This window comes from Kouleothrix sp. 19917, assembly GCF_057073505.1.
Window position 1 is genome coordinate 7,799,978 of the sequence record NZ_CP097099.1, and the last position, 21,772, is coordinate 7,821,749.

16 protein-coding genes are annotated in these 21,772 nt (G+C 64.3%); all 16 read left to right on the plus strand.

Going from position 1 to position 21,772, the window contains the following annotated elements; all coding sequences use genetic code 11:
- The first annotated feature begins 93 nt into the window (after window positions 1–93).
- Window positions 94–1,533, plus strand: a complete 1,440-nt coding sequence (locus M1P90_RS31330; protein ID WP_483699688.1) for an O-antigen ligase family protein — start codon at window positions 94–96, stop codon at window positions 1,531–1,533.
- A gap of 64 nt (window positions 1,534–1,597) precedes the next feature.
- On the plus strand, window positions 1,598–2,566 hold the full coding sequence (locus M1P90_RS31335; protein ID WP_483699689.1) for a type I phosphomannose isomerase catalytic subunit: 969 nt from the start codon (window positions 1,598–1,600) through the stop codon (window positions 2,564–2,566).
- A gap of 350 nt (window positions 2,567–2,916) precedes the next feature.
- Window positions 2,917–4,311: a phosphomannomutase/phosphoglucomutase gene (locus M1P90_RS31340; protein WP_483699690.1), complete on the plus strand. Its 1,395-nt coding sequence runs from the start codon at window positions 2,917–2,919 to the stop codon at window positions 4,309–4,311.
- A gap of 64 nt (window positions 4,312–4,375) precedes the next feature.
- Window positions 4,376–5,494, plus strand: coding sequence for a phosphohexomutase domain-containing protein (locus M1P90_RS31345; RefSeq protein WP_483699691.1), 1,119 nt, complete (start codon window positions 4,376–4,378; stop codon window positions 5,492–5,494).
- A gap of 257 nt (window positions 5,495–5,751) precedes the next feature.
- Window positions 5,752–6,945 (plus strand): gluconeogenesis factor YvcK family protein, encoded by a 1,194-nt coding sequence (locus M1P90_RS31350; protein WP_483699692.1) that lies wholly within the window; start codon window positions 5,752–5,754, stop codon window positions 6,943–6,945.
- A 402-nt stretch (window positions 6,946–7,347) separates the two neighbouring features.
- Window positions 7,348–8,721, plus strand: a complete 1,374-nt coding sequence (locus M1P90_RS31355) for a GlmU family protein (RefSeq protein ID WP_483699693.1) — start codon at window positions 7,348–7,350, stop codon at window positions 8,719–8,721.
- Window positions 8,722–8,724: 3 nt separating this feature from the next.
- On the plus strand, window positions 8,725–9,711 hold the full coding sequence (locus M1P90_RS31360) for a gluconeogenesis factor YvcK family protein (protein ID WP_483699694.1): 987 nt from the start codon (window positions 8,725–8,727) through the stop codon (window positions 9,709–9,711).
- Window positions 9,712–9,986: 275 nt separating this feature from the next.
- A complete protein-coding gene (locus M1P90_RS31365) occupies window positions 9,987–11,090 on the plus strand; it encodes an aminopeptidase (protein ID WP_483699695.1) in 1,104 nt (367 codons plus the stop codon).
- Window positions 11,091–11,139: 49 nt separating this feature from the next.
- Window positions 11,140–13,221: an NAD(P)/FAD-dependent oxidoreductase gene (locus M1P90_RS31370; protein ID WP_483699696.1), complete on the plus strand. Its 2,082-nt coding sequence runs from the start codon at window positions 11,140–11,142 to the stop codon at window positions 13,219–13,221.
- A 922-nt stretch (window positions 13,222–14,143) separates the two neighbouring features.
- Entirely contained in the window at window positions 14,144–16,432 is a 2,289-nt protein-coding gene (locus tag M1P90_RS31375; protein WP_483699698.1) for a lamin tail domain-containing protein, read from the plus strand.
- Window positions 16,433–16,627: 195 nt separating this feature from the next.
- Window positions 16,628–17,737, plus strand: a complete 1,110-nt coding sequence (locus tag M1P90_RS31380) for a nucleotidyltransferase domain-containing protein (RefSeq protein WP_483699699.1) — start codon at window positions 16,628–16,630, stop codon at window positions 17,735–17,737.
- Between the two features lie 204 nt (window positions 17,738–17,941).
- Window positions 17,942–18,208: an HPr-rel-A system PqqD family peptide chaperone gene (locus tag M1P90_RS31385; protein WP_483699700.1), complete on the plus strand. Its 267-nt coding sequence runs from the start codon at window positions 17,942–17,944 to the stop codon at window positions 18,206–18,208.
- A gap of 11 nt (window positions 18,209–18,219) precedes the next feature.
- A complete protein-coding gene (locus M1P90_RS31390) occupies window positions 18,220–19,128 on the plus strand; it encodes a hypothetical protein (protein ID WP_483699701.1) in 909 nt (302 codons plus the stop codon).
- Window positions 19,125–19,718, plus strand: coding sequence for a S24/S26 family peptidase (locus M1P90_RS31395; RefSeq protein WP_483699702.1), 594 nt, complete (start codon window positions 19,125–19,127; stop codon window positions 19,716–19,718). The genes M1P90_RS31390 and M1P90_RS31395 overlap by 4 nt, the downstream gene beginning before the upstream one ends.
- Before the next feature lie 214 nt (window positions 19,719–19,932).
- A complete protein-coding gene (locus M1P90_RS31400) occupies window positions 19,933–20,958 on the plus strand; it encodes an ABC transporter ATP-binding protein (RefSeq protein ID WP_483699703.1) in 1,026 nt (341 codons plus the stop codon).
- Window positions 20,952–21,764, plus strand: a complete 813-nt coding sequence (locus M1P90_RS31405) for an ABC transporter permease (protein WP_483699705.1) — start codon at window positions 20,952–20,954, stop codon at window positions 21,762–21,764. Before M1P90_RS31400 ends, M1P90_RS31405 begins: the two co-directional genes overlap by 7 nt.
- The last annotated feature ends 8 nt before the right edge of the window (window positions 21,765–21,772 follow it).

Below are 21,772 nucleotides of genomic sequence, written 5' to 3' on the forward strand. Positions count from 1 at the left end.
GCACTGCGAGTGCCAAGAGGCACGGCCTACGCCCTGGTGTGGTACAATCGGCAGGAATTCGACCTTTGCTTCGGCCACACGAAAGAAACACGGATGCCCGCACTCCGCGCACGGCTGACCGCGCTCGAAATCCTCGTCGGCATGGCGCTGGCGCTGGCGATTTTCCACTTTGGCGGCGCGCTGCTGCCCGCGCTGCTGGGCCTGGCATTGTTTGGCGCGCTGGCCCTGCTGCGGCCCGACCTCGCGCTGCTAGCCGTGCCGGTGACAGCGCCGCTCTACCTTATTCCAACCGCAATTGGCGGGTTGCGCGCGCAGGGCTTTATGCTGCCGCTGCACGAGGCCGCGCTGCTGGTTACGGCGCTTGCTGCGGCTGCGCGCTCGGTGTGGGAATTGGCGCGTGGCAATGCCAAAGTGCCGCGCCTCAGTGTTGCGCTGCTGGCGCGCGAATATGCGCCGCACATCTTGTTTCTGCTGGCTGGCGCGCTCGGCGTGGCGCTGGCGGTCGCGCGCGGCCCGGCGCTGATCGAGTTCCGCCGCCTGATCATCGAGCCGCTCGTGTTTTACGCGCTGGCACGCCACCAGCTGCGGGCCGCGCCCACACGCAGCGACAATGCGCCGCCCCTGGTGGCCGCGCTGGTGCTGGCTGGCGCGCTGGTTGGTCTGCTGGCGCTGCTTCAGTATGTTGGGCTCGATCTGGTGCCGTTTTTCGGGCAGAAGCAGTGCTTCGCGCCCGACGGCGGGCCGTGCAGCAACATTGTGGTGGATGGCGGCCTGCGGCGCGTGCAGTCGGTGTACGGCCACCCAAACAACCTCGGCCTGTTTCTCGGGCGGGTGTGGCCCTTCGCCACCATGCTGACGCTGGCCGCGTGGCCGCGCCGCAATGCACGCTGGGCCTGGCTATTAGGCACGCTGATCTGCCTGGGCGGGCTGGTCGTCTCGTTTTCGCGCGGGGCATGGCTGGGCGCGCTGGCGGCTGCGGCGGTGCTGGGTTTCGGCCTGTTTGGCGCGCGCCTGCGCGGGCGCTCGCGTGGTTCCGCGCTGGGCGTGGCGCTTGGAATCGTTATTGCTGCGCTGGTTCTGGGCGGGCTGGCGCTTTCGCTGCGCGGCGATGTGCGCGGCGGCAGCACGCCAGTGCGTTTGCTGCTGTGGCAGGAAGCGCTGGGCTACGTTCGCCTGCACCCGCTTGGCATCGGGCTCGATCAGTTTGGAACCTACCACGACCCCAAGTCGGGCCTGAGCCTGATCGACCCGGCGCTGATCGGCACCAGCGAGCAGTTCGCCGCGCACCCGCACAACCTGCTGCTCGACATCTGGCTGCGGCTCGGGCCGCTCGGGCTGCTTGCGTTTGGCTGGCTGCTATGGCGTTTTTTCCGCAACGCAATGCGGCCCGAACATACCGCGTTGATGCTGGGCGCGCTGGCGGCCATGGTCGCGGCGCTGGCGCACGGCCTGGTCGATAATTTCTACTTCGTGAGCGACCTTGCGATTGTGTTCTGGTTGTTGATTGCGCTGAGCGAGTCTGATCGGGCGTGACGGGCGGTAACCCTGTGTGAATACGCAACAGCCGCGCAATCTGCACATATAAAGGAGCATCGCGATGGCACTTTCTCCGCTGATTCTGGAGCGCAAGCTCGACAGCCGCCTGTGGGGCGGCGATACCCTGGGCGATTGGCTGGGCCTGCCCAGCGCGCCCGCGCACCTGGCCGAGTCGTGGCAGGTGTACGAGCACAATCGCGTGGCCGAAGGGCCGTTCGCCGGGCGCACGCTGGCCGAGCTGGCGCAGGAGCAGGGCGCGGCGCTGCTTGGCACGCGCCCATTCGCGCGCGGCGGCGCGGATTTCCCGCTGCTCGCGAAATTCATCGACGCAGCCGACCACCTTTCGGTGCAGGTGCATCCCGACGACGCCTACGCCCACACGGTCGAGGCGGCAAGCGGCTTCCACGGCAAAACCGAGGCGTGGTACATCCTGCGCGCCGCGCCGGGCGCCGATCTGATCCACGGCCTGACGCGCCCCACCAGCCGCGACGAGTTCGCGGCGGCGCTGCACGACGGCACGCTGATGGAGCTGATGCGCCGCTCGCCCGCCCACGCTAGCGACACGGTGTTTGTGCCGGCCGGCACCATCCACGCGATCAACGCCGGTATTATGCTGTTTGAAATTCAGCAGAAATCCGACCTGACCTACCGCGTCTACGACTACGACCGCCGCGACGCGAACGGCCAGCTGCGCGAGCTGCATGTCGAACGCGCACTCGACGTTTCGAACTTTGGCGAGCAGCCGCCCGCGCTGGTGGCGCCCACGCCAATCGACGAAGTGCGCACGCTGCTGGTCGAGTGCGCCTACTTCGCCATGGAGCGCTGGGATGTGCGCGCGCCACTGCCCGCCAGCACCGACCCCGGCAGCTTCGAAATTCTGACCGTGATCGATGGCGCGGCCGAGCTGGCCTGGCCGGAAGGAACGCGCAAACTGGTGCGCGGCGAGTCGGTGGTGCTGCCGGCCGCGCTGGGTATGTACCAGCTCAACCCCGCGGGCGCGGCCACGCTGCTGCGCTGCACGGTGCCGTAGCGTGCCAGGGGAAGCGCAGAGCGCTGGGGCGCAGAACATAGAGCGGTTGCAGTTTGGCAGGACGCAGTTGGCAGGCAGCATAGAGCCAAGAACCGCAGAACCGGCACTTGCAAACCTGCAACCTGCAACTTGCAACCCTAAAACTCCGTGCCTCTGTGCCTCTGTGGTGAAAGTTCCTGGCTTCTTTATGTGAACGATTTTGCTTTTAGAAAAGCGCCAGTTCTTGACGGAATAAGATCTTTCATTTACCATCCATTGCTGCAAGTCAAACCGCTTATCTCATGCTCTTTCAGCCACTCGCGGCGCTCGGCGCTTGCGCCGTCGGGCCGGCCTCTGCCGAGGATCTACGCATGACCAATGCTGTCAATCCCACGATTTTTCGCGCCTACGATATTCGTGGTGTGGTCGATGTCGACCTGTCCGTGGCGGTGTATGGCACGTTAGGCCAGGCCGCCGGTACCTATTTTCGCGGGCGAAACCCCGACCGCAGCAGTTTGCGCGTGGTGGTAGGCCGCGACGCGCGCCTGACCTCGGCCGACTACACGGCGGCCCTGATTGCGGGCCTGCGCTCGACTGGCTGCGACGTGATCGACATTGGCATGGTGCCCACGCCGCTGATGTATTTCGCGGTGGCCTACCTCAACGCCGACGGCGGCGCGGTGGTGTCGGCCAGCCACAACCCGCCCGAGTTCAACGGCCTGAAGCTGCGCCAATCCTCGGCCCAGTTCGGCGGCGAACCACTTGCGAGCGACCAGATCCAGGAAGTTGGGCGCATTGCCAACAGCGGCGAATTCGCCAGCGGCGCGGGCAGCTACGAGCAGATCGACATCAGCGACACCTATGTGAACGATGTCGTTGCGCGCATGAAGCTCGAACGGCCAGTGAAAATCGTGCTCGACGGCGGCAACGGCTCGGGCGGCCCGCTCGGCCTGCGCACCTTTGAAGCGATTGGCTGCGACGTCGTTCCGCTCTACATCGAGCCCGATGGCACCTTCCCCAACCACCACCCCGACCCGCTGAAAGAAGCGAATATGCGCGACCTGATGGCCAAAGTGCGCGAAACTGGCGCGGCGCTGGGCATCGGGCTGGATGGCGACGCCGACCGCCTGGGCGTGGTCGATGGCAGCGGCACCATGGTCTTTGCCGACCGCTATATGATCGCCATGGCGCAGCACGCCCTGCAAAGCGGGCCGGGCGCGGTGATCTACGATGTCAAGTGCAGCACCGTGCTGCGCGACGCAATTCGCGCCTTTGGCGGCACGCCCGTGATGTGGAAAACCGGCTACCCGAACGGTTCGGCCAAAATGCGCGAACTGAACGCGCCGCTGGCCGGCGAGCTGAGCGGGCATATTCTGACCAACATCCAATACCACGCCTTCGACGACGGAATTTTCGCCGGCTGCTACCTGCTGAAAGCGCTGGAAGCGCGCGGCGAAACGCTTGAGCAGGCGCTCGCGCCCTACCCAATCCTGCCATCGCTGCCCGAAGACCGCATTCATGTGGACGAAGCCAGCAAGTTCAAGATCATCGAGCATGTGCGCGACACCTTTGCGCCCACCTACGATGTCAGCGACGTCGATGGCGTGCGGGTCGATTTTGGCGACGGCTGGGGCGTTGTGCGCGCCTCGAACACCGAGCCAGCCATCACCACGCGCTTCGAAGCCAGCACGCCCGCGCGCCTGGAAGAAATTCGCGCCCTGATGCTGGGCGCCGTTGCGGCCTACCAGCCAGCCAGCGCGCACTAACCCGCTAAACAATGCAACTCGCCAATATACAACACAACACACGCCAATGAGCCAGCGCCCGCGATTGACCCGACAATATTGGGATGGCACCACCGCCGCCGATTTCACGCTCGACGGTGTGTATCAGCGCTGCCAGCAGATCGGCCAGGTGCTGCAGGCACAGCGCTGGCGCTGCCTGGTGACGCACGACACGCGCTTTATGGCCGGCCAGTTTGCGCGCTACGCCTACCAGGTGCTGCAGGCGCAGGGCGTCACAACAGCGTTTTTCAGCCCGCCCGCGCCTTTCCCGGCCGTCGAACTGGCGCTCGAGCAGCGCCGCGCCGACGCCGCCCTGCTGCTTTCGGCGCGCAACTTGCCATTCTGGTATAGCGGCATGGTGCTGATGACGCCGCCGCTCGATCAGCCGCTGCTGGCAGCGCCCGCAATACCCACGCCGCGCGACCCGGCAATTGGCTTCCCGCTGCCGCCCTTCGACGCGGGCGACCCGGTGCAGCTCGATCTGCGCGCGCCCTATCTTGAAGCCCTGCGCAGCGCGATCGATGTCGACCTGATCCGCCGCGCCACGCTTACGGTCTTTGTCGACCCGATGAATGGCACGACCAGCGGCTACATTCCCGCCGCGCTTGGCGATAACGGGCAGACCAAGGCGATCGAGATCAATCGCGAGGTCGACCCGCTGTTTGGCCGCCAGCCGCCCCAGCCCACCGAGGCCGGCTTGCAGCGCCTGCGCAAGCTGGTGAAAGAAAGCGACTCGCACCTGGGCGTGGCGCTTTCGGCCGATGGGCGCGCAATTGCCGCCGCCGACAACACTGGCGAGCTGGTGACGCCGCACGACCTGGCGCTGCTGCTGGCCGACTACCTGCACCGCGAGTATCGCCAGCGCGGCATCGTCGTCGTCCCGCCGATTGCAGAAGGAATGGACGTGTCGGCGCTGCGCAGCTGGGAATCGGCGGCTGGCCTGAAGGTGGAGTTTGCGGCCGACCCGGCGCAGCGCATTGGCGACCTGCTGGCCGGCGACCGCAACAGTCTGCTGGTGGGCGTGACGCCCAACGGCGAAGTGACGCTGGGTCGCTACGGGGCATCGCCCGACGCGGTGCTGGTATCGCTCCTGCTGATCGAGATCGCGGCGCGTTTTGGCAGCCGCCTGCGCACCCTGCTCGATCAGGTGCGCGGCAAACAATAGTTCGCATTGTCTTGGTGCACGCTAATTTCTCTGGAAAATAAATACCCTACACCCAGCTTCCAGGAAGCTCAAGCCAGTTTTCTTTCAACCTGATACTCAGATAAGCTTCCTGGAAGCTTGCCCGTTGTATGAAATAACGTATTTTCCAGAGTACTAATGCATACGAATGCAGGAATGGGCCGTAGCTCCCTGACCTGCCTGGCAGCGCCGATGGCCATGTGCGCCGTTGCGGCGCTGCCCGCACCATGAGATCTGGAATGCAAATAATCGCGAAACGGCTCGCCGCCCTGCGCCATTTGTGGTCGCCGCTGATCCTGGCGTCGTTGGGCATCGTTGGCATATCGCTTGGGCTGGCCTACTTCGTCATCGCCTTTTATCACACCGTGTCGCTGCCCGGCTTCTTCTACTACCTCACGCTCCAGTTTCTTGATCGCTGGCTGCGCGGCTGGCTCCTGCTGCTTGTCGGGGCAATTCTGCTGGCCGCCGGCATCTGGAAGCTCAGCGGCGTCGCCGTCATCCCGCTCGACGCCACACCGCGCGGCGAAAACGAGTTTGTGCTCGGCTTTCGCCGCTCCAGCCGCGCGCCGCGCATCACCGTGCTGTCGGGCGGCGCGGGCCTGCTCATCCTCGCCAGCCTGGGCCGCTACGCCAGCCGGCTCACCTGCATCACCCCCGTGCAGGACCCGGTGGAATACTACTATCGCGCTTCGAGCCTCTACCATTTCGAAAATGTGATCTTTGTGCCGCCCATCCCGTCGCAGCTCGAAGTCGAAGTGGAGCTTGACGATGGCACGCATCACAATATCAAGGAAAATATCTCGCATCGCGAACAGCTCGCGCAGCGCCACGCCATCGATTCGCGCCTGATGAGCAGCGACAGCCATCCCTTGCCCGCGCAGCAGCCGATCTTCCGGCAGGCCAGCGACGCCCTGCGCAACGCCGACGCGATTGTGCTGGGGCCGGGCAGCCTGTTCGAAAGCATTCTGCCCAACTTGCAGCTTCCCGAGGTGCGCACCGCCATCCGCGCCAGCCGCGCGCGCACGATCTATATTTGCAGCCTGATGACCGAGCCGGGCCTGACCACCGGCTTTGGCGTGGCCGAGCATATTCGCCAGATCGCGCGCTACGGCGGCTTCACGCCCGACTACGTGCTGGTCAACGCACAGCGCATCGACCCGGACGTGCGCCAGATGTACGAGGCCGCACACCAGTCGCCGGTGTTTATGAACCCCGAGGAATACGAAGAAACGGTGGTGAGCAACACCGACCGCGTGACCTCGCGTGATGTGGTGGTGGAAGGCGCGGTGGTGATCGAGGCCGATCTGGCCAGCTCGGTGGTGCAGCTCACCGCTTCGCTCGACCAGCCCGGCGAAGGCCGCACCGTGCGCGTGCTGCGCCACGACCCCGACAAGCTCGCGACCGCGATTCTCGAAATTCTGCGGCGCGAATAGCTATGCGGGTTTGCAAGTCGCAGCCGTGGCGTATCGCATACGCCTGTTGCAAGTCGCAGCCGTGGCGTATCGCATACGCCTGTTGCAAGTCGCAGCCGTGGCGTATCGCATACGCCTGTTGCAAGTCGCAGCCGTGGCGTATCGCATACGCCTGTTGCAGGTTGGCGGATCGATGGCACCCTTCGATACGGCCTGGCGGCCTACTCAGGATGCCAGAATGTCGCATCTTCGCGCTCTTTGCGTTTCGTTCTTCTCGTCGTCAATCGTCCATCGTCACTCGCGCAATCGTAAATCGTAAATCTTCGCGCCCTTTGCGCTCTTTGCGGTTCATTCTTCTCGTCGTCAATCGTCCATCGTCACTCGTGCAATCGTAAATCATAAATCGAAAATCGAAAATCGCACATGTCCGACACAGTTATTCTATTCGAAGACGAGGGCTTTCAGCTCTTTCTGCCGCTGGTGTATTCGCGCCCGGTCTACGAGCTGCGCTGCGGCATCTTCACGCTGCGCGAGCGCCTTTCGGCCATGCTGGTGCGCCAGCCCGCCGCGATCTGCCGGCCCCACCTGGCGGCGGTCTATGGCGCGGGGCGCTGGCCGCTGCGCCTGCTGGCCGAGCAAAACCCGCTTCTGTTCGTGAATGGCCGCGCCACCGACGTGCCCTGGCTGGCCGCGCTCATGGCCGAGCCGCTCAATACTATCTACATTTCCGCCGGGCCACAGGGCCAGCCCGTGCTGGTTGGCGCGCGCCTTTCGCCTACGCTCGCCAGCGCCGTGCTGCTCGACATGCTGGAGCAGCGCGTGGCAAGCGCCCTGGAAGAGCTGCGCCGCTTTGCCCGCGTGGTCGAAGTACAGGCATCGCTGCTCGTTTACCCGTGGGATCTGATCACTGCCAATGGCGAACAGATCGCCCGTGACGTGCCGCTGCTGAGCCGCGCCGCCGGCTGGGCCAGCGCCGCCGACCGCCCAATCGAGCGCGCCGATGTGGTGGTGCACAATCCTGCCCAGGTCTGGCTGCACCCGCAGGCACGGCTCGATGGCCCGCTGGTGCTCGACGCGCGCGACGGCCCGATTGTGATCGACGCGGCGCATGTCGAGCCCTTCTCGTTCATCCAGGGGCCAACCGCCATTGGCGCGGGCGCGCTGGTGGGCAGCGCGCGCATTCGTGGCGAAACCACCATCGGCCCGGTCTGCCGCATTGGCGGCGAGGTTGAAGCCAGCATTGTGCAGGGCTACAGCAACAAGCACCACGATGGCTTTCTTGGCCATTCCTACCTGGGCGAATGGGTCAACATTGGCGCGATGACCACCAACAGCGACCTGAAAAACACCTACGGCACCATTCGCGTCGCCCTCGAAGGGCGCGGGCAGGTCGACAGCGGCGTGCTGAAACTGGGCTGCTTTCTGGCCGACCATGTCAAGCTCGGCATTGGCCTGCACCTCAACGGCGGCGCGGTGATCGGCACCGGCTCGAACATCTTTGGCGTGCACTTCGCGCCCAAGACCATTCCGCCCTTCACCTGGGGCGGCGAGGTTTTTCGCGAATACCGCATCGACAGCATGGTCGATGTCGCGCGCAAAGTGATGGGCCGCCGCAAGCTCACGCTCGCCGCCGAGTACGAAACGCTTCTGCGCGAGGTCTTCGCCATGACACGCGGCAGCCGCGCCGAGATCACCGACAGCGTGCTCGACCTGCCCGCACGCGCCGCCAATGGCCGCGCCCTGGCGCAGGCCGAAGCCGATGCCGTGCGCGCTTTTGAGCCGATTGGCCGAGGATAATCAATGAATGCTTCCCCGCATATTGTTGCGATTGGCGGCGGCGGCGGCGCCAGCCAGGTGCTGAAGGCCGCCCAGCCCTTTGCCGAGCGCCTGACCGCTATTATTGCCGTCACCGACACTGGCCGCTCGACCGGGCTGGCCCGCGCCATTGGCGGCATTCCCGCGCCCGGCGATCTGCGCGCCACCATCGCCAATTTCGCCACCGACCCGCAGATCGCCGCCTTGTTGCAGCACCGTTTCAGTGGCGCAGGTATTCCCCAGCTTGAAGGCATGGCCGTGGGTAATCTGCTGCTGGCGGCGCTGGGCCAGCAAATGGGCGATTTCGGCGCGGCGGTGCAGTTCCTGGCGCGGCTGGCCGGCACGGCCGCCACCGTGCTGCCCGTGTCGGCCGCGAATACCGACATCTGCGCCGAGCTGGCCGATGGCACGCGCGTCGCGGGCGAAGTGAATGTGCGCGGCCTGGGCAAGCCGCCGATTGCGCGCCTGTTCCTGCGCGAGCCCGCCCCCGCGCTTCCTGCCGCCCTCGACGCCATTCGCGCCGCCGACCTGGTGGTGATTGGGCCGGGCAGCCTGTTCACTTCCGTGCTCGCCGATCTGCTGTTCGACGGCATGGCCGACGCGCTGGCCGCCACGCGCGGTCGGGTCGTGTTCGTGTGCAACACCACCACCCAGCCCGGCCAGACCGACGGCTACACCACCCTTGATCACATTCGCCGCGTCGTAGAGGCGCTTGGCCCCGGCACGCTCGACGCCGCGCTGATCAACCGCAGCACGCTCGACCCGGCGCGGCGCGCGCGCTTCGCCGCCGAGGGCTTGTTCCTGCTCGAACCCGCCGACGCCGAGATCGCGGCGATTGCGGCGCTGGGCGTGCGCCCGATCGTGCGCGATTTCAGCGAGCCGCCCGGCGAGCAGCGCGCCCTGTGGAACAAACAGGACACCGTGCGCCACGACCCGGCCGCGCTCGCCGCCGCCCTGCGCGAACTTGTGTAGCGCAGCGATACAGCACGCGTGCTTGTTCGTCTACCTTGTGTGAAGCAACTCATCGACCTTCAGCTTTGTTTCGTTCTACACTAGAGCTCAAGGTCAGTGTGCGCGGAAGCTGTATAGCGGTTTGCAGAATAATGGAACGCTCGTATGCTGGCGAGAAGGCGTTGCAGCGCGGAAAATGCAACTGCCTTCTGCGCCCTGCCGACTGCAAACTGCTATAGAAAGCCAGCGCGTTTCTGACCCATGAAGACTGAAGGCTAACAGCAAGGAGGTGTGGAATGGGTGACCCACGCGTGGCAAAGCTGGCGCATGTCCTGATCAACTATTCGCTGGAGGTCAAGCCCGGCCAGGTGGTGCAGATCAACGCCGACGCCGTCACCGCGCCACTGGTGCGCGAGCTGGTGCGCGAAACGCTTCAGTCCGGCGCGCGCCCGCTGCTGCGCCTGACGCTCACAGGCCTCGACGAAATCCTGTATAAATACTCCTCCGACGAGCAACTGAGCACCATTCTCGACCTCGATCGTCAGGAAATCGAGACGATCAGCGGGTTTATTTATGTGCTTGGCAGCGAAAATACCAAATCGCTCTCCCGCGCCGACGCCCGCAAAGTCGCGCTGCGCGCCCAAACCAACCGCTCGCTCAACGCGCGCTTTTTCGAGCGCGTCGATCAGGGGCAGCTCAACTGGGTGATCACACAATTCCCCACCGCTTCCGCCGCCCAAGACGCCGACATGTCGCTCCGTGAGTACGAAGATTTCGTCTACAGCGCGGGCAAGCTCGATCTCGACGACCCGGCTGCCGCCTGGGCGGCGGTGCGCGCCGAGCAGCAGCGCCTGGCCGATCTGCTGGCCGCCCGCAGCGAGTTCCGCATCGTCGGCCCCGACACCGACCTGACCTACCACACCAGCCGGCGCAGCTGGATCAACGCCGACGGCAAGCGCAACTTCCCCGACGGCGAGGTCTTCACCAGCCCCGACGAAAGCCGCACCGAGGGCCACATCCGCTTCACCTTCCCGGGCGTATACGCAGGGCGCGAAGTTGCCGACGTGCGGCTCGAATTCCGTGGCGGCACGGTGGTGCAGGCCAGCGCCGCCCGCGGCGAAGACCTGCTGAACCAGCTGCTGGGCATGGACGAGGGCGCGCGCCGGCTCGGCGAGGCCGCCTTCGGCACCAACTACAACATCACCAACTTCAGCCGCAACACCCTGTTCGACGAAAAGATCGGCGGCACCATCCACCTAGCGCTGGGCGAGTCGTTTGCCGAAATCGGCGGCCAGAACCACTCGGCGCTGCACTGGGACATGGTCTGCGACCTGCGGCAGGGCGGCGAGGTATTTGCCGATGGCGATCTGATCTACCGCGACGGCAAATTTTTGATTTAATGAGCGCTGCGGCAGCCCAAACGCCGGCGCACTGCACGAAAGTTATACTATGCTGACCCACCTGCGCCGAACGGGCGAGATCAACGCGCCATATGCCGAAGTTCAGGCCACGCTGGCGCGCCCCGAGCTGTGGCCGCGCCTCATTCCCAACGCCGATCAGCTGGGCGCGCACTGGCTGTGCGGCGGCGAGCTCTTCGCCGTCGAGCATAGCGTGGCCGGGGCGCAGCACAGCTGGCAGGCGCGCTCCGCCGATGGCGCAACAGCCCTCACCATTGTGGTATCGCTGCGCGACGCGCTCATCACCACCCACGCCACCGTCGACATCGCGCTCCAGCAGCCCTTTCGTGCCGCGCGCTGGCTTGGGCGCGCCGCGCAGCGCGAATTTCTGGCCGAGATCGTTCGCTACGCCCAGGGCGCGCTTGAGCGCCTGCTCGCGCCGCCACCCGCCGCCGACCTGGCGGCGCGCTACCCGCGCACCGTGGCTGCATTCGAAGCCATGGGCGCGTGCGAGCACCTCGACCGCATCGCGCATCTCGACGCAGTGTGGGCCGGCATTCGCACGGGCACGCCGCCGCCCGCAAACGAATCGATCTACACGCTCACGCACGCGCCGCTGCCCGCCCCCGAGTACGACTTGATCTACGCGGGCGGCGGGCTGGGCCTGCTCCACGCCGTCGTTATGGCACAGCGCGGTCATCGCGTGCTCCTGTTTGATCGCGGCGAAGTAGGCTGCGCGCACCGCGAGTGGAACATCTCGCGCGCCGAGCTCGATGCCCTGGTGGCCACTGGCTTCTGCACCTGGGATGAATTGCAGCCCGTGATCATGGCCGAGTATGAGAACGGCGTGGTGCGCTTTCACGCGCCCGCCAGCACCGCGCGCGAGCTGTGGATGCCCGAGGTGCTGAATGTTGCGCTCGACGCCACTGCGCTGCTCAGCCTTGCGCGCCGCAAGCTTGCAGCCGCTGGGGGCACCGTGCTCGACCAGCGCAGCTTTCGCGGGGTAGAAGCCAGCGCGGCAGGCGCGCAGGCGGTGCGTGTGCAGCTTGCCCGCCCCGACGGCACTGCCGAGCACTACAGCGCACGGCTGCTGCTCGACGGCATGGGCAGCGCCTCGCCGCTGGCGCTGCGCCGCTTCGGCGGCCAGCCCTTCGCCGGCGTCTGCCCCACAGTCGGCACCGTCGCCTCGGGCTTTGTGCGCGGCGCAGCGCCCGACGAGCACAACCCACGCGTGGGCGACATCCTGCTCAGCGTCGCCGATGCCCAGCGCGGCCAGCAGTACATGTGGGAAGGCTTCCCCGGCCGCGCCGACGACCTGACGGTGTATCTCTTTTATTACGATACGCTGCACACCCGAAAATCTTCACCTTCCCATCCCCCAACTCCCATTTCCTACCCCCCCTCCCTGATGCAGCTCTTCGAAGACTACTTCGCGCTGCTGCCGAGCTACAAGCGCCCCGGCCACGATTTCGCGCACCACAAACCGGTGTACGGCTACATCCCGGCCCGTCACAGCCTGCGCCGCCAGGAAGCTCCCCTTCTGCGCGGTGTGCTGCCAATCGGCGACTCGGCCGCGCAGCAGTCGCCGCTGACGTTTTGCGGCTTTGGCTCGCATGTCCGCAACCTGGCGCGCACCACCGGCCTGCTGGAGTTTGCGCTGCATCACGATCTGCTTGCCCCCGCGCAGCTTCACCCGATCAGCGCCTACCAGGTGAATGTTTCGCTCAACTGGGTGTTCAGCCGCTTCATGCAGCCCTGGGCCGCGCCCGACGACGTGAACCAGCTGCAAAATATCTTTCTGGGCGTGCTGAATGATCTGGGCGGCGCGCTCGCGCAGCGCTTCTTCCGCGACCGCATGATCTGGGGCGACTACCACAAAATGATCCTCGGCATGTTTCGCCACCACCCACAGATTGTCCTGATCGCGTGGCGCGTGCTTGGCCCGGCTGGCGTGCGCCAGTGGATCGCCGACTACCTGGCATACAGCCGCGCGGCATTGCTCGCACAAATCGCGCGCGCCATCCCTGCGCCGGCGCGAAGTACGCTGCTTGCGGCACTCGGCCATATTGCGCCAGCGTGGGCCTTGCGGCTGCGCGCGCGCCTGGCCGAATGGCAGGCAATGGGCTGGACGTGACGATTTGTTCTCAAGCATTGACAGCGATCTGCAACCTGCGTATACTCAAAGTACGAACCGTACGACTTTGACCGAGCCCGGCGCAATGTCTGCGCACCCATAACTGGACTGATGAGAAAATTCGTCATTCTGATGCGGCGTGCAGCTTCCCGGGTGCATTGACAACCAAACGGTGCTTGCAGTACCCCTCGTGATCCTGGGCCAAACGTGTCCGCAGCGGCATTGTTCGCCCAGGAAATAACAAGAACGTCATCCTGGCAATCATTTGTGCCGTTCTTGTTCTGCATTCGCCAGCACAATTCCCTGTACGAATTCGGCTTGCCATCGCCTCGCTTGGTGCTGGTTGGCAGCTTGCGTTTGCGTTCCAGCGAGCGCAGCCCTACGAAGCTGCCTCGCAGCACCGGCGTGCGGCGGCTGGATAACAAAAGGTTCATTATGATGCAGCCTAATGTCACAACCTGTTCAATCCAATTAGGTATGCTTGATATACGTGGCTCGCAACTGGCGGGGCCGTGTGCCTTGCCAGCCGACCATCTTCCCTTCATTCGCATTTATCGTCACAGTATCTAATTTCGCTACGCCCGCGTCGGTGCTCGCCGCGCCGATAGAAAGGAGAATGTGTATCGCATTGTCGTGAAGTACGATCTGGCGGAACCATTGCAGCTTCAGCCCTTGCTGTGGGCACAATGTTTCCACGGGCTTTCTTATTACACCCCTTCCGCCGGAACGTAGGGTTTGGAGACATGTTTACGGTGCTTTTGCCGCCCATCTCCACATCCTGGTATTAAGATCTATTAAGGAGTGAAACTCGATGAAGAGAAAGCTATTTGCTTTCAGTATGACCCTGGCACTGCTTTTGAGCATGCTTTCGGTAGCCGGGGTTGGCGCCCACTCGATTAGTATTGAAAACTCAGCTAGTTTAGTGCCCAGCCGAACCGACTGGTTTGGCCTGAAGCCCTCCGCCGGTTATAGCATGGTCCAGCGCAACAACGCCCAGCAGGGTGAGGTTGTGTTTGGCGATGCGGTGAAAACGGGCAGCGTGCCCGACGCGCGCCAGATCGTCGGCACCGGCAGCATCACCCGCGCCGCCAACCTCGACTATTTCAGCGTAACGGCCGATGCCGACCGGATCTATTTCCTGGCCAAGGTAGATCGCTACCAGGGTATTACGCAGAACCCGTCGATCAATCTCGTTATCACCATCGACGGCGACCACGCCAACAACTCTGGCAGCGTGGCCGTGCCGGTTGGCACTGGCAGCTTCACCCAAACGGTGAATGTGCCAGCCGATGCGGCATGGGAGAAGGCGATCAACCTGCAGTTCAAGCCCGGCAACAACACCAGCAATGGTGTGGTGGCCGCCAATAAAATTTTGGTCTATACAAACCCGTCGACAAGCAGCAACTGTGGCAGTGGCTGTGCAGCCCAGCTTGCCAGCTCGGCCGTCGCCAAGGGCAGCTTTGTCGAGCTGAGCATTCCGTGGGGTAAGGCGGGCGATCCGCTGTTCAGCCTCCGGCCGGCTGCGGATAGCGCAAACTTCCTGCGCTTCACCGTCTCGACCACCTACAACAACCTGGCGCTTCCGCCGGACGGCTTCAGCTCGCCAGTGATCGACGTGCTGAGCAACACTGGCAAGACGACGTTTGATGAGATCAAAGATGGCGCGCTCGACACCAGCTTCGACGTGCACTTCGACACCAACGCCCCGCAGGGTGGTGGCACGGCCAGCTACGAGCCCTACGCGCCGCTGCTGATCACCGAGTTCCAGGCCAACCCAGTTGGCAAGGACACCCCTGGCTCGGCGTCGGCCGGCGACAGCGAGTGGATCGAGATTTACAACCCGAACAACTTCAGCGTTCAGCTGAGCGACTACAAGCTCGGTAACGCCGCTACGCGCGGCTCGTCGAGCCAGGGCATGTTCAAGTTCAAGAGCCTCAACCTGGCTTCCAAGGGCGTGGTGGTTGTGACCGCCAGCAAGAGCGACTTCGCCAAGGCGCACCCGAGCTACCCAGGCACGCTCCTGCAGTTCGGCACCGACCTGACCAAGTACACCGCCTGGGCCGGCGGCGATGTCAGCCTGGACAACATCGCCCCTGCACAGGTTGAGGAGCAGGTTGTGCTGCTCGACGCCAAGGACGACATTGTCGACCTGGTGAACTACGGCAACCCGCTCACACCGACGATTGGCAATGTTCCGATCCGCGTGGCCGACGTGCCCGAGAGCACCAGCTACGAGCGCTGCCCGGCGGGCCTGGACACCAACGGTGGTTTCATCGACGGCGTCAACGACCCGGCCACCAACACCGACTTTGTGGCGCACGATGGTATCAGCGCCCAAACGCCGGGTATGGCCTGCGAAGGCCGCCCGGGCCTCGACAACAGCATCGCCAAGAGCGGCCCGACGACGGCCACAGTTGGCACTGATGTTCCGTTCACGATCACCTATAGCAACATTGGCTCGGAGACTGAGCTCAGTGGCGTGAAGGCGACCATCGTCGACACGCTGCCGGCGGGCATGACCTTCCAGTCGGCGGCGCTGCCTGACGGTACGCCTCTGACACCTGTGGTCAATGGCCAGACTGTCACCTTCAGCGTGGATGCGCCTGGCAAGCAGATCGATGGCTTTGGCCCGTACACCATTGTTCTGACCGGCACGATCTCGCCGAGCGCGCCGCAGAACACGGCGATGATCAACCGCGTAACGATCAGCTCGCCGAACGAGCTGGCGGATACCACGACGCAGGCCAACAACCAGGCTGAGTGGACCGTCACGACGCTTGGCCCGGCTGTGCTGGCCACCAGCATCACCCCAGTGCTGTTCGCGGCCCCGCCCGGACGCGCCTTCAGCCTGACGCTGAACTACGCCAACACCGGCCAGAGCGTCGCCGCAGGCGTGCAGGTCAAGCTGGCAGTTCCGGCGGGCGTGCAAATCACCAGCGTGAACTCGGGCGGCGCAACGCCAACCTTCTCGCTGCCGGTGAACGGCCCGACCACGCTCACGTGGAATGCTGACCAGCTCGACGCAGTGCAGAATGGCGCGATCTCGGTCGCGGGCAAGGTGCTGAGCACCACGCCTGAAGGCACCGAAATGACGTTCACCTCGACGGTGTCGAGCACGACCGGCGGCGTGGCAAACGCGACCTTTAGCGCCAAGCTGAAGGCCGAGTTCATCAAGCTCTTCATCCCGATTGCGCGGTTTGTCGCCCCGTAATCGTGGTAGAGCCTAATCGGTCAATGTGGGCGCGGGGTTACCCCTGCGCCCACATTGTTTGTGCAAAACTGGCGCTACCAAACTGAGCGGTTTGATGGTATAACCCTGGTGTAGCAATTCCATCTCACTTCCAATTGCTGAATATCACCCAAGCCTCGGCGCAGGCGCGCCACACCGCAGTTGAGCCCGAAATCTATGAATAACGAACAACGAATTCTGTGCCTTGCCGCGCGCTTATACCCCAGCCCCGCAGCCGAGCGCGAGCTGATCGAGCGCCTGCGTGGCCCGATTGATTGGGAGCGGCTGTGGCAGCAGGGGCATCTTCATGAAGTGCTGCCGCAGCTGGCGACGACAATGCGCCGCCTGGCAAGCGAAGTAACCCCGCCCGCCGAGTGGCGTGTGCGCGCCCAGCGCCGGCTGTATGCCACCCTCATCCGCAACACCACCCTCGCCGACGCCATGCTCGAAATACTTGGCGAATTTCGCGTGGCGGGAGTTGTCGGCATTCCTGTGAAGGGTATTGTGCTGGCCGAAACGCTCTATGGCGGGCTGGGGCTGCGCTCGCTCGGCGACCTGGATGTGCTGGTGCGTCCGGCCGATTTGCCGGCTGCGCGTGCTGCGCTGGCGCGGCTGAACTTCACACAAGAAGCCGAGCCAGGCTTTGAAAACGCCCACCATCCCTTTCACGATGCCCCGTACTACCGCCCAGCCCCTGGCGGCAGCGTCTGCCTTGAGCTACACTGGGGGCTGTGGGCTAGCCGCTTCTTCCGGCTCGGGATCGACGCGCTGTGGCAGCGCTCGGCAACCGCGCAGATTCACGGCGCGGCATTGCCCATCCTCTCGCCCGAAGATACGCTCCTGCATCTGGCGATTCATCGCTCGCGCTCGCCGCTGCGCCTGCGCTTTGTGTGCGATATTGCGAACCTGCTGCACCACCACGGCACCACAATCGACTGGGAATACACGCTTGTGCAGGCACGCGCGGCCGGGGCGCGCACGGCGCTGTATGTCGCGCTGGCGCTGGCGCACGAGCTGCTCGCTGCTCCGGTGCCGGCGGGGCTGCTGCCGCGCCTGCGTGTCAGCGCGCCCAAGCGCCGCCTGCTTGAATACACCTGCGGCGCCACGGCACTATTCCGGCCGGCCGCGCCCGGCGACCTGAAGCAACAGCCTTCGCTGCTGCTGCGCGTGCTGGAACAAGATGGCCTGGCGCATATTGGCCTGAATGTCGGCGTGTCGCTGCTGCGCAAAGGCCAGAAACAGCTGTATCGCGCCCGTCGCGCTGGTGCCACGCCCGCAGCCGAATGAGAGAATTGTCACTTTTGCCGAAAAGCGCGCTCTGGTAAGGCCAACTCGGCATTGCAAAGAGTGGATGGGCGCGCAGTGGAATGACGAAACTGTTATACGCCAAGCTTGCAGTCTCTGCTATACTTGATCCACAGCGTCGCATATAACCCTGCGTATTCACCAGCATCGTACGGCCAGCAGTTGCTTGCGGTACGCGGAGCACCAATGGAGACCAGCACCACACCCGCGCAGAACTCGGAAGTCACGCTCCAGCGTGTGGGGAACGAAGCCATTCTGCACGATCGCCGCAATGGCCGTGCCCATGTTGTGAACGAATCGGCCGCGCGCCTCTGGGAATTGTGCGATGGTCACACCTCGCTCGACGATATTGTGAGCGCCTTTGCCACATCCTACGGCCTGCAACCCGCCGACTTGCGCGACGATGTTCTATATATTCTTTCGAAATTTCGCCAACTCGGCGTTCTGGCATAGCTGGCAGCGAAATGGCTGGAGCACTTTCAACGCAATCGCATATCGCCCCCGACAATGATGTCGCGTTCAGCGCGAGCTATGATGTGCTGGGCGTGCCGGTTCATGTGCTGGCGAACGACCCGGAAGCATTCGCGCGCGTCAGCGAAACCTACGCCGCTTTCGAGCGTCCGCACACCGCAGCCCCTATATTTCGTGCCTGGCTGATGCGCGGCGCAGCAGGGGTGGAGGTTGGCGACACACGCGGCGATACGCGGCGCTGGCCCGACGTACACACCGCAACGATCGACTTGCTCGACCGAATGGTTCATGGCGTGCTGGCGGCATTTCACGCGCGCGGCATCTACGCCATCCACGCGGGCGCATGTGTTCACCGTGGCGCGGCCGTGCTCCTTGCCGGGCGCAGTGGGCAGGGCAAAACAACTTTGGTATTGGGGTTGCTGCGGAAGGGCTTGGGATTGCTGTCTGACGAATTTGCGGTGGCCGAGCCAGGTACGCAGCGGCTGCTGCCCTACCAGCGCAGCATCCACATCCGCCCGGGCACGCCCGAGCTGATCCCTGAGCTGGCCTGGGTGGCTGAACGCCCGCAGGTGCGCCTGGGCGGCGGGATCGAATGGACACTGACAACCAGCGATCTGGCGCGTTCGTTTCCCGGCTGCCTGGCCGAGCCAGCACCGCTGCGGCACGTATTACTACTCGAAGGCGCGCCGCAGCCCACCGCCGAGCCAGCGATCGAGCCGGTGGCAGGGGCAGTTGCCGCCATGGCACTCGTGCGCGGCACCTGGGCGGCCTCGCAAGATTTCGCGGCTGGCCTGGCACGCATCGCCAGCCTGCTCGACGGCGTGCGCTGCGCCCGCCTGCGTGTTGGCGCGCTGGGCGCAACCACCGAGTGCATTGCGAGCTGGCTCGAGGCGCGGCCATGATTGACATGACCCGCAAATGGCAGCACCAGGCGCGCCGCACAACATTTGAAGATTATCGCCGCCGCCGGGTTGTGACGTGGATTGCGCCGCGCGGCACCAGCATGCGCCCGCTGATTGGCAGCGCCACCTGGATGCAGGTTGAGTTTGGCGCAACCGACGCGACCATCGGCGACATTATTCTGTTTCCGCTCGGCGATATGCTGGTTGCGCACCGCGTAGTGGCCACCCGCCAGCGCAACGGGCAAACCATTCTGGTGCCGAAGGGCGACGCCGAGCCCTACTGCGACCCGCGCGTGCCACTTGCCGATGTCATCGGCGTTGTGCGCGCAGTGCGCCAGGGCCGCAACGGCGCCGGCAGCAGCCTTGGCTGCACCGGCACGCTTGCACGGCTGATCGCTCACGGTTCGCGGCTGCATGGCCGCGTCGCTAATGGCTGCCGGCGTGCAGCCGCATTCCTACCGGACCCGCTGCGGCAGATGGCGCTTCGCGCTATTCCGCCGCTGGCCAGGGTTGCCGCCCGCACCCTTCTTACACCACTCTTCTGGGCGGCCTGGCTTCATATGCCAAATTTCTTCAGTGGAAGGAGGTGAAACCCATGAAGTACGAGCGCCCCGAGGTCCTTGCGACCTACACCGAGGAGGAGCTGGTCGAGGAGGCCGCCGTTTGTGTTGTGTACGGTGGTATCCCTGGCAGCTAGTGTTCGCCAATTATCGTGGCGCTGAGATCGCATGGTCTCAACGCCGACAGTGCAAGGGCAGCTGCAAAGCTGCCCTTTGCGCTAACGAAGTGAAAGCATAGGAATCAATGCAGCCCGCGATCGAAACGCACGGCCTGACAAAACGCTTTCGCAAACTGCACCGCTACCGCGACCTTGTGCTGTACCCGTGGCGCAAAGCCAGCCACCTCGCCGTCGATCAGGTGTCGCTGGAAATCATGCCCGGCGAGCTGTTTGGCCTGCTCGGGCAGAACGGCGCGGGGAAAACCACGCTGATCCGCATGCTGTGCACCGCGCTCCTGCCTTCCGAGGGAAGCGCGGCTGTGTGTGGCTACGACGTTGTTCGGCAGGCGCGGCATGTGCGCGAACGCATTGGCCTGGTGAACAGCGAAGAGCGCTCGTTCTACTGGCGGCTGACGGGCCGGCAGAACCTTGAGTTTTTTGCCGCGCTTTACCATGTGCCGCACGCCGAGGCCGCCGCACGCGCCAATGCCCTGATCAGGCAGGTGGGCCTGGAAGAAGCCGCCGATCGCCCGTTTCGCACCTACTCCAGCGGCATGCGCCAGAAGCTGGGCATTGCGCGCGGCCTGCTCAACCACCCACAGGTGCTGTTTATGGACGAGCCAACGCGCTCGCTCGACCCGATCTCGGCTCAGTCGATGCGCCGCTTTATTGCCGACTATATTATTCGCGAGCTGGGCTGCACGGTCATTCTCGCCACTCACTCAATGGTCGAAGCCGAAGAGCTGTGCAACCGCATCGCACTGGTGCAATCGGGCCGCGTGGTTGCGCAGGGCTCGCTCGCAGAGCTGCGCCAGCGTTTGAATTATGGCGTACGCTGCGTGATTCGGCTGCGGCGCATGCCGCCCGACCTGCCCACAGCTCTGGGCCGCCTGCCCGATGTGCTGGGCGTTGCTGCCGAGCGCGCCGAAACCGAGCAGCGCCTCGCCGTGACATTGCGCGAAGAAGGCCCGGCCCTGGCCGCCCTGCTGCGCGAAATCGTCGAGAGCGGGGCGGAAATTTACCACTTCGAGACGCACGAAATCTCGCTGGAAGAAATCTACCTGCGCACGCTCAGCGCGCCGGCCCAGCCGGCAGAGGCCGCCTTATGTTAAACCAGCTGCGTGTTCCCTGGGCCTTTCTGGTGCGCGATTACCGCCTGGACGTGAGCTACAAGCTCGGGTTTATGTTTCGCGTGCTGAGCGCCGTGCTGAACGTCGCGATCTACTACTTCATTGCGCGCGTGTTCAACGCCACCGCCGCGCCGTACCTGAGCGCCTATGGCGGCAGCTATTTCGCCTTTGTGATCCTGGGCGTGGCATTCAGCGAATATATGTCGATTGGCATGAGTGCGATTGGCGAAAGCGTGCGCGACGGGCAAACCACTGGCACGCTCGAACTCTTGCTGCTCAGTCCCACGCAGCTTCTAACTACATTGTTCTCGTCTTCACTCTGGAGCTACGTGTTTGCTACGCTGCGTGTCCTAGTCTATCTCGTCGTCGGTATCTTTCTGGGTATCGATTACGGAAATGCAAACGTACCTTTTGCCCTGCTTACACTCGTTATAAGTATTGTCAGCTTTAATGCGCTGGGGCTGTTTGCGGCGAGTGTGATTATTCTTATGAAGCGTGGCGACCCGCTGGGCTGGGCGCTGCGGGTGGGCTCGCTGATGCTGAGCGGCGTGTACTACCCGGTGGATGTCCTGCCGGGCTGGCTGCGAAGCGTCGGGCAGGCGCTGCCGCTGACGCACTCGCTTGAGCTGCTGCGGCGCTCGCTGCTGCTTGGGGAGGGATTTGCACAACTGGGCGGCGAGTTGCTTTCGCTGGCGCTGCTCACGGCGGTTCTGGTACCGATTGGGCTGGTGGCCTGCCAGATTGCGATCAACATTGCGCGCGTCGATGGGAGTTTGTCGCATTATTAAACATTTTG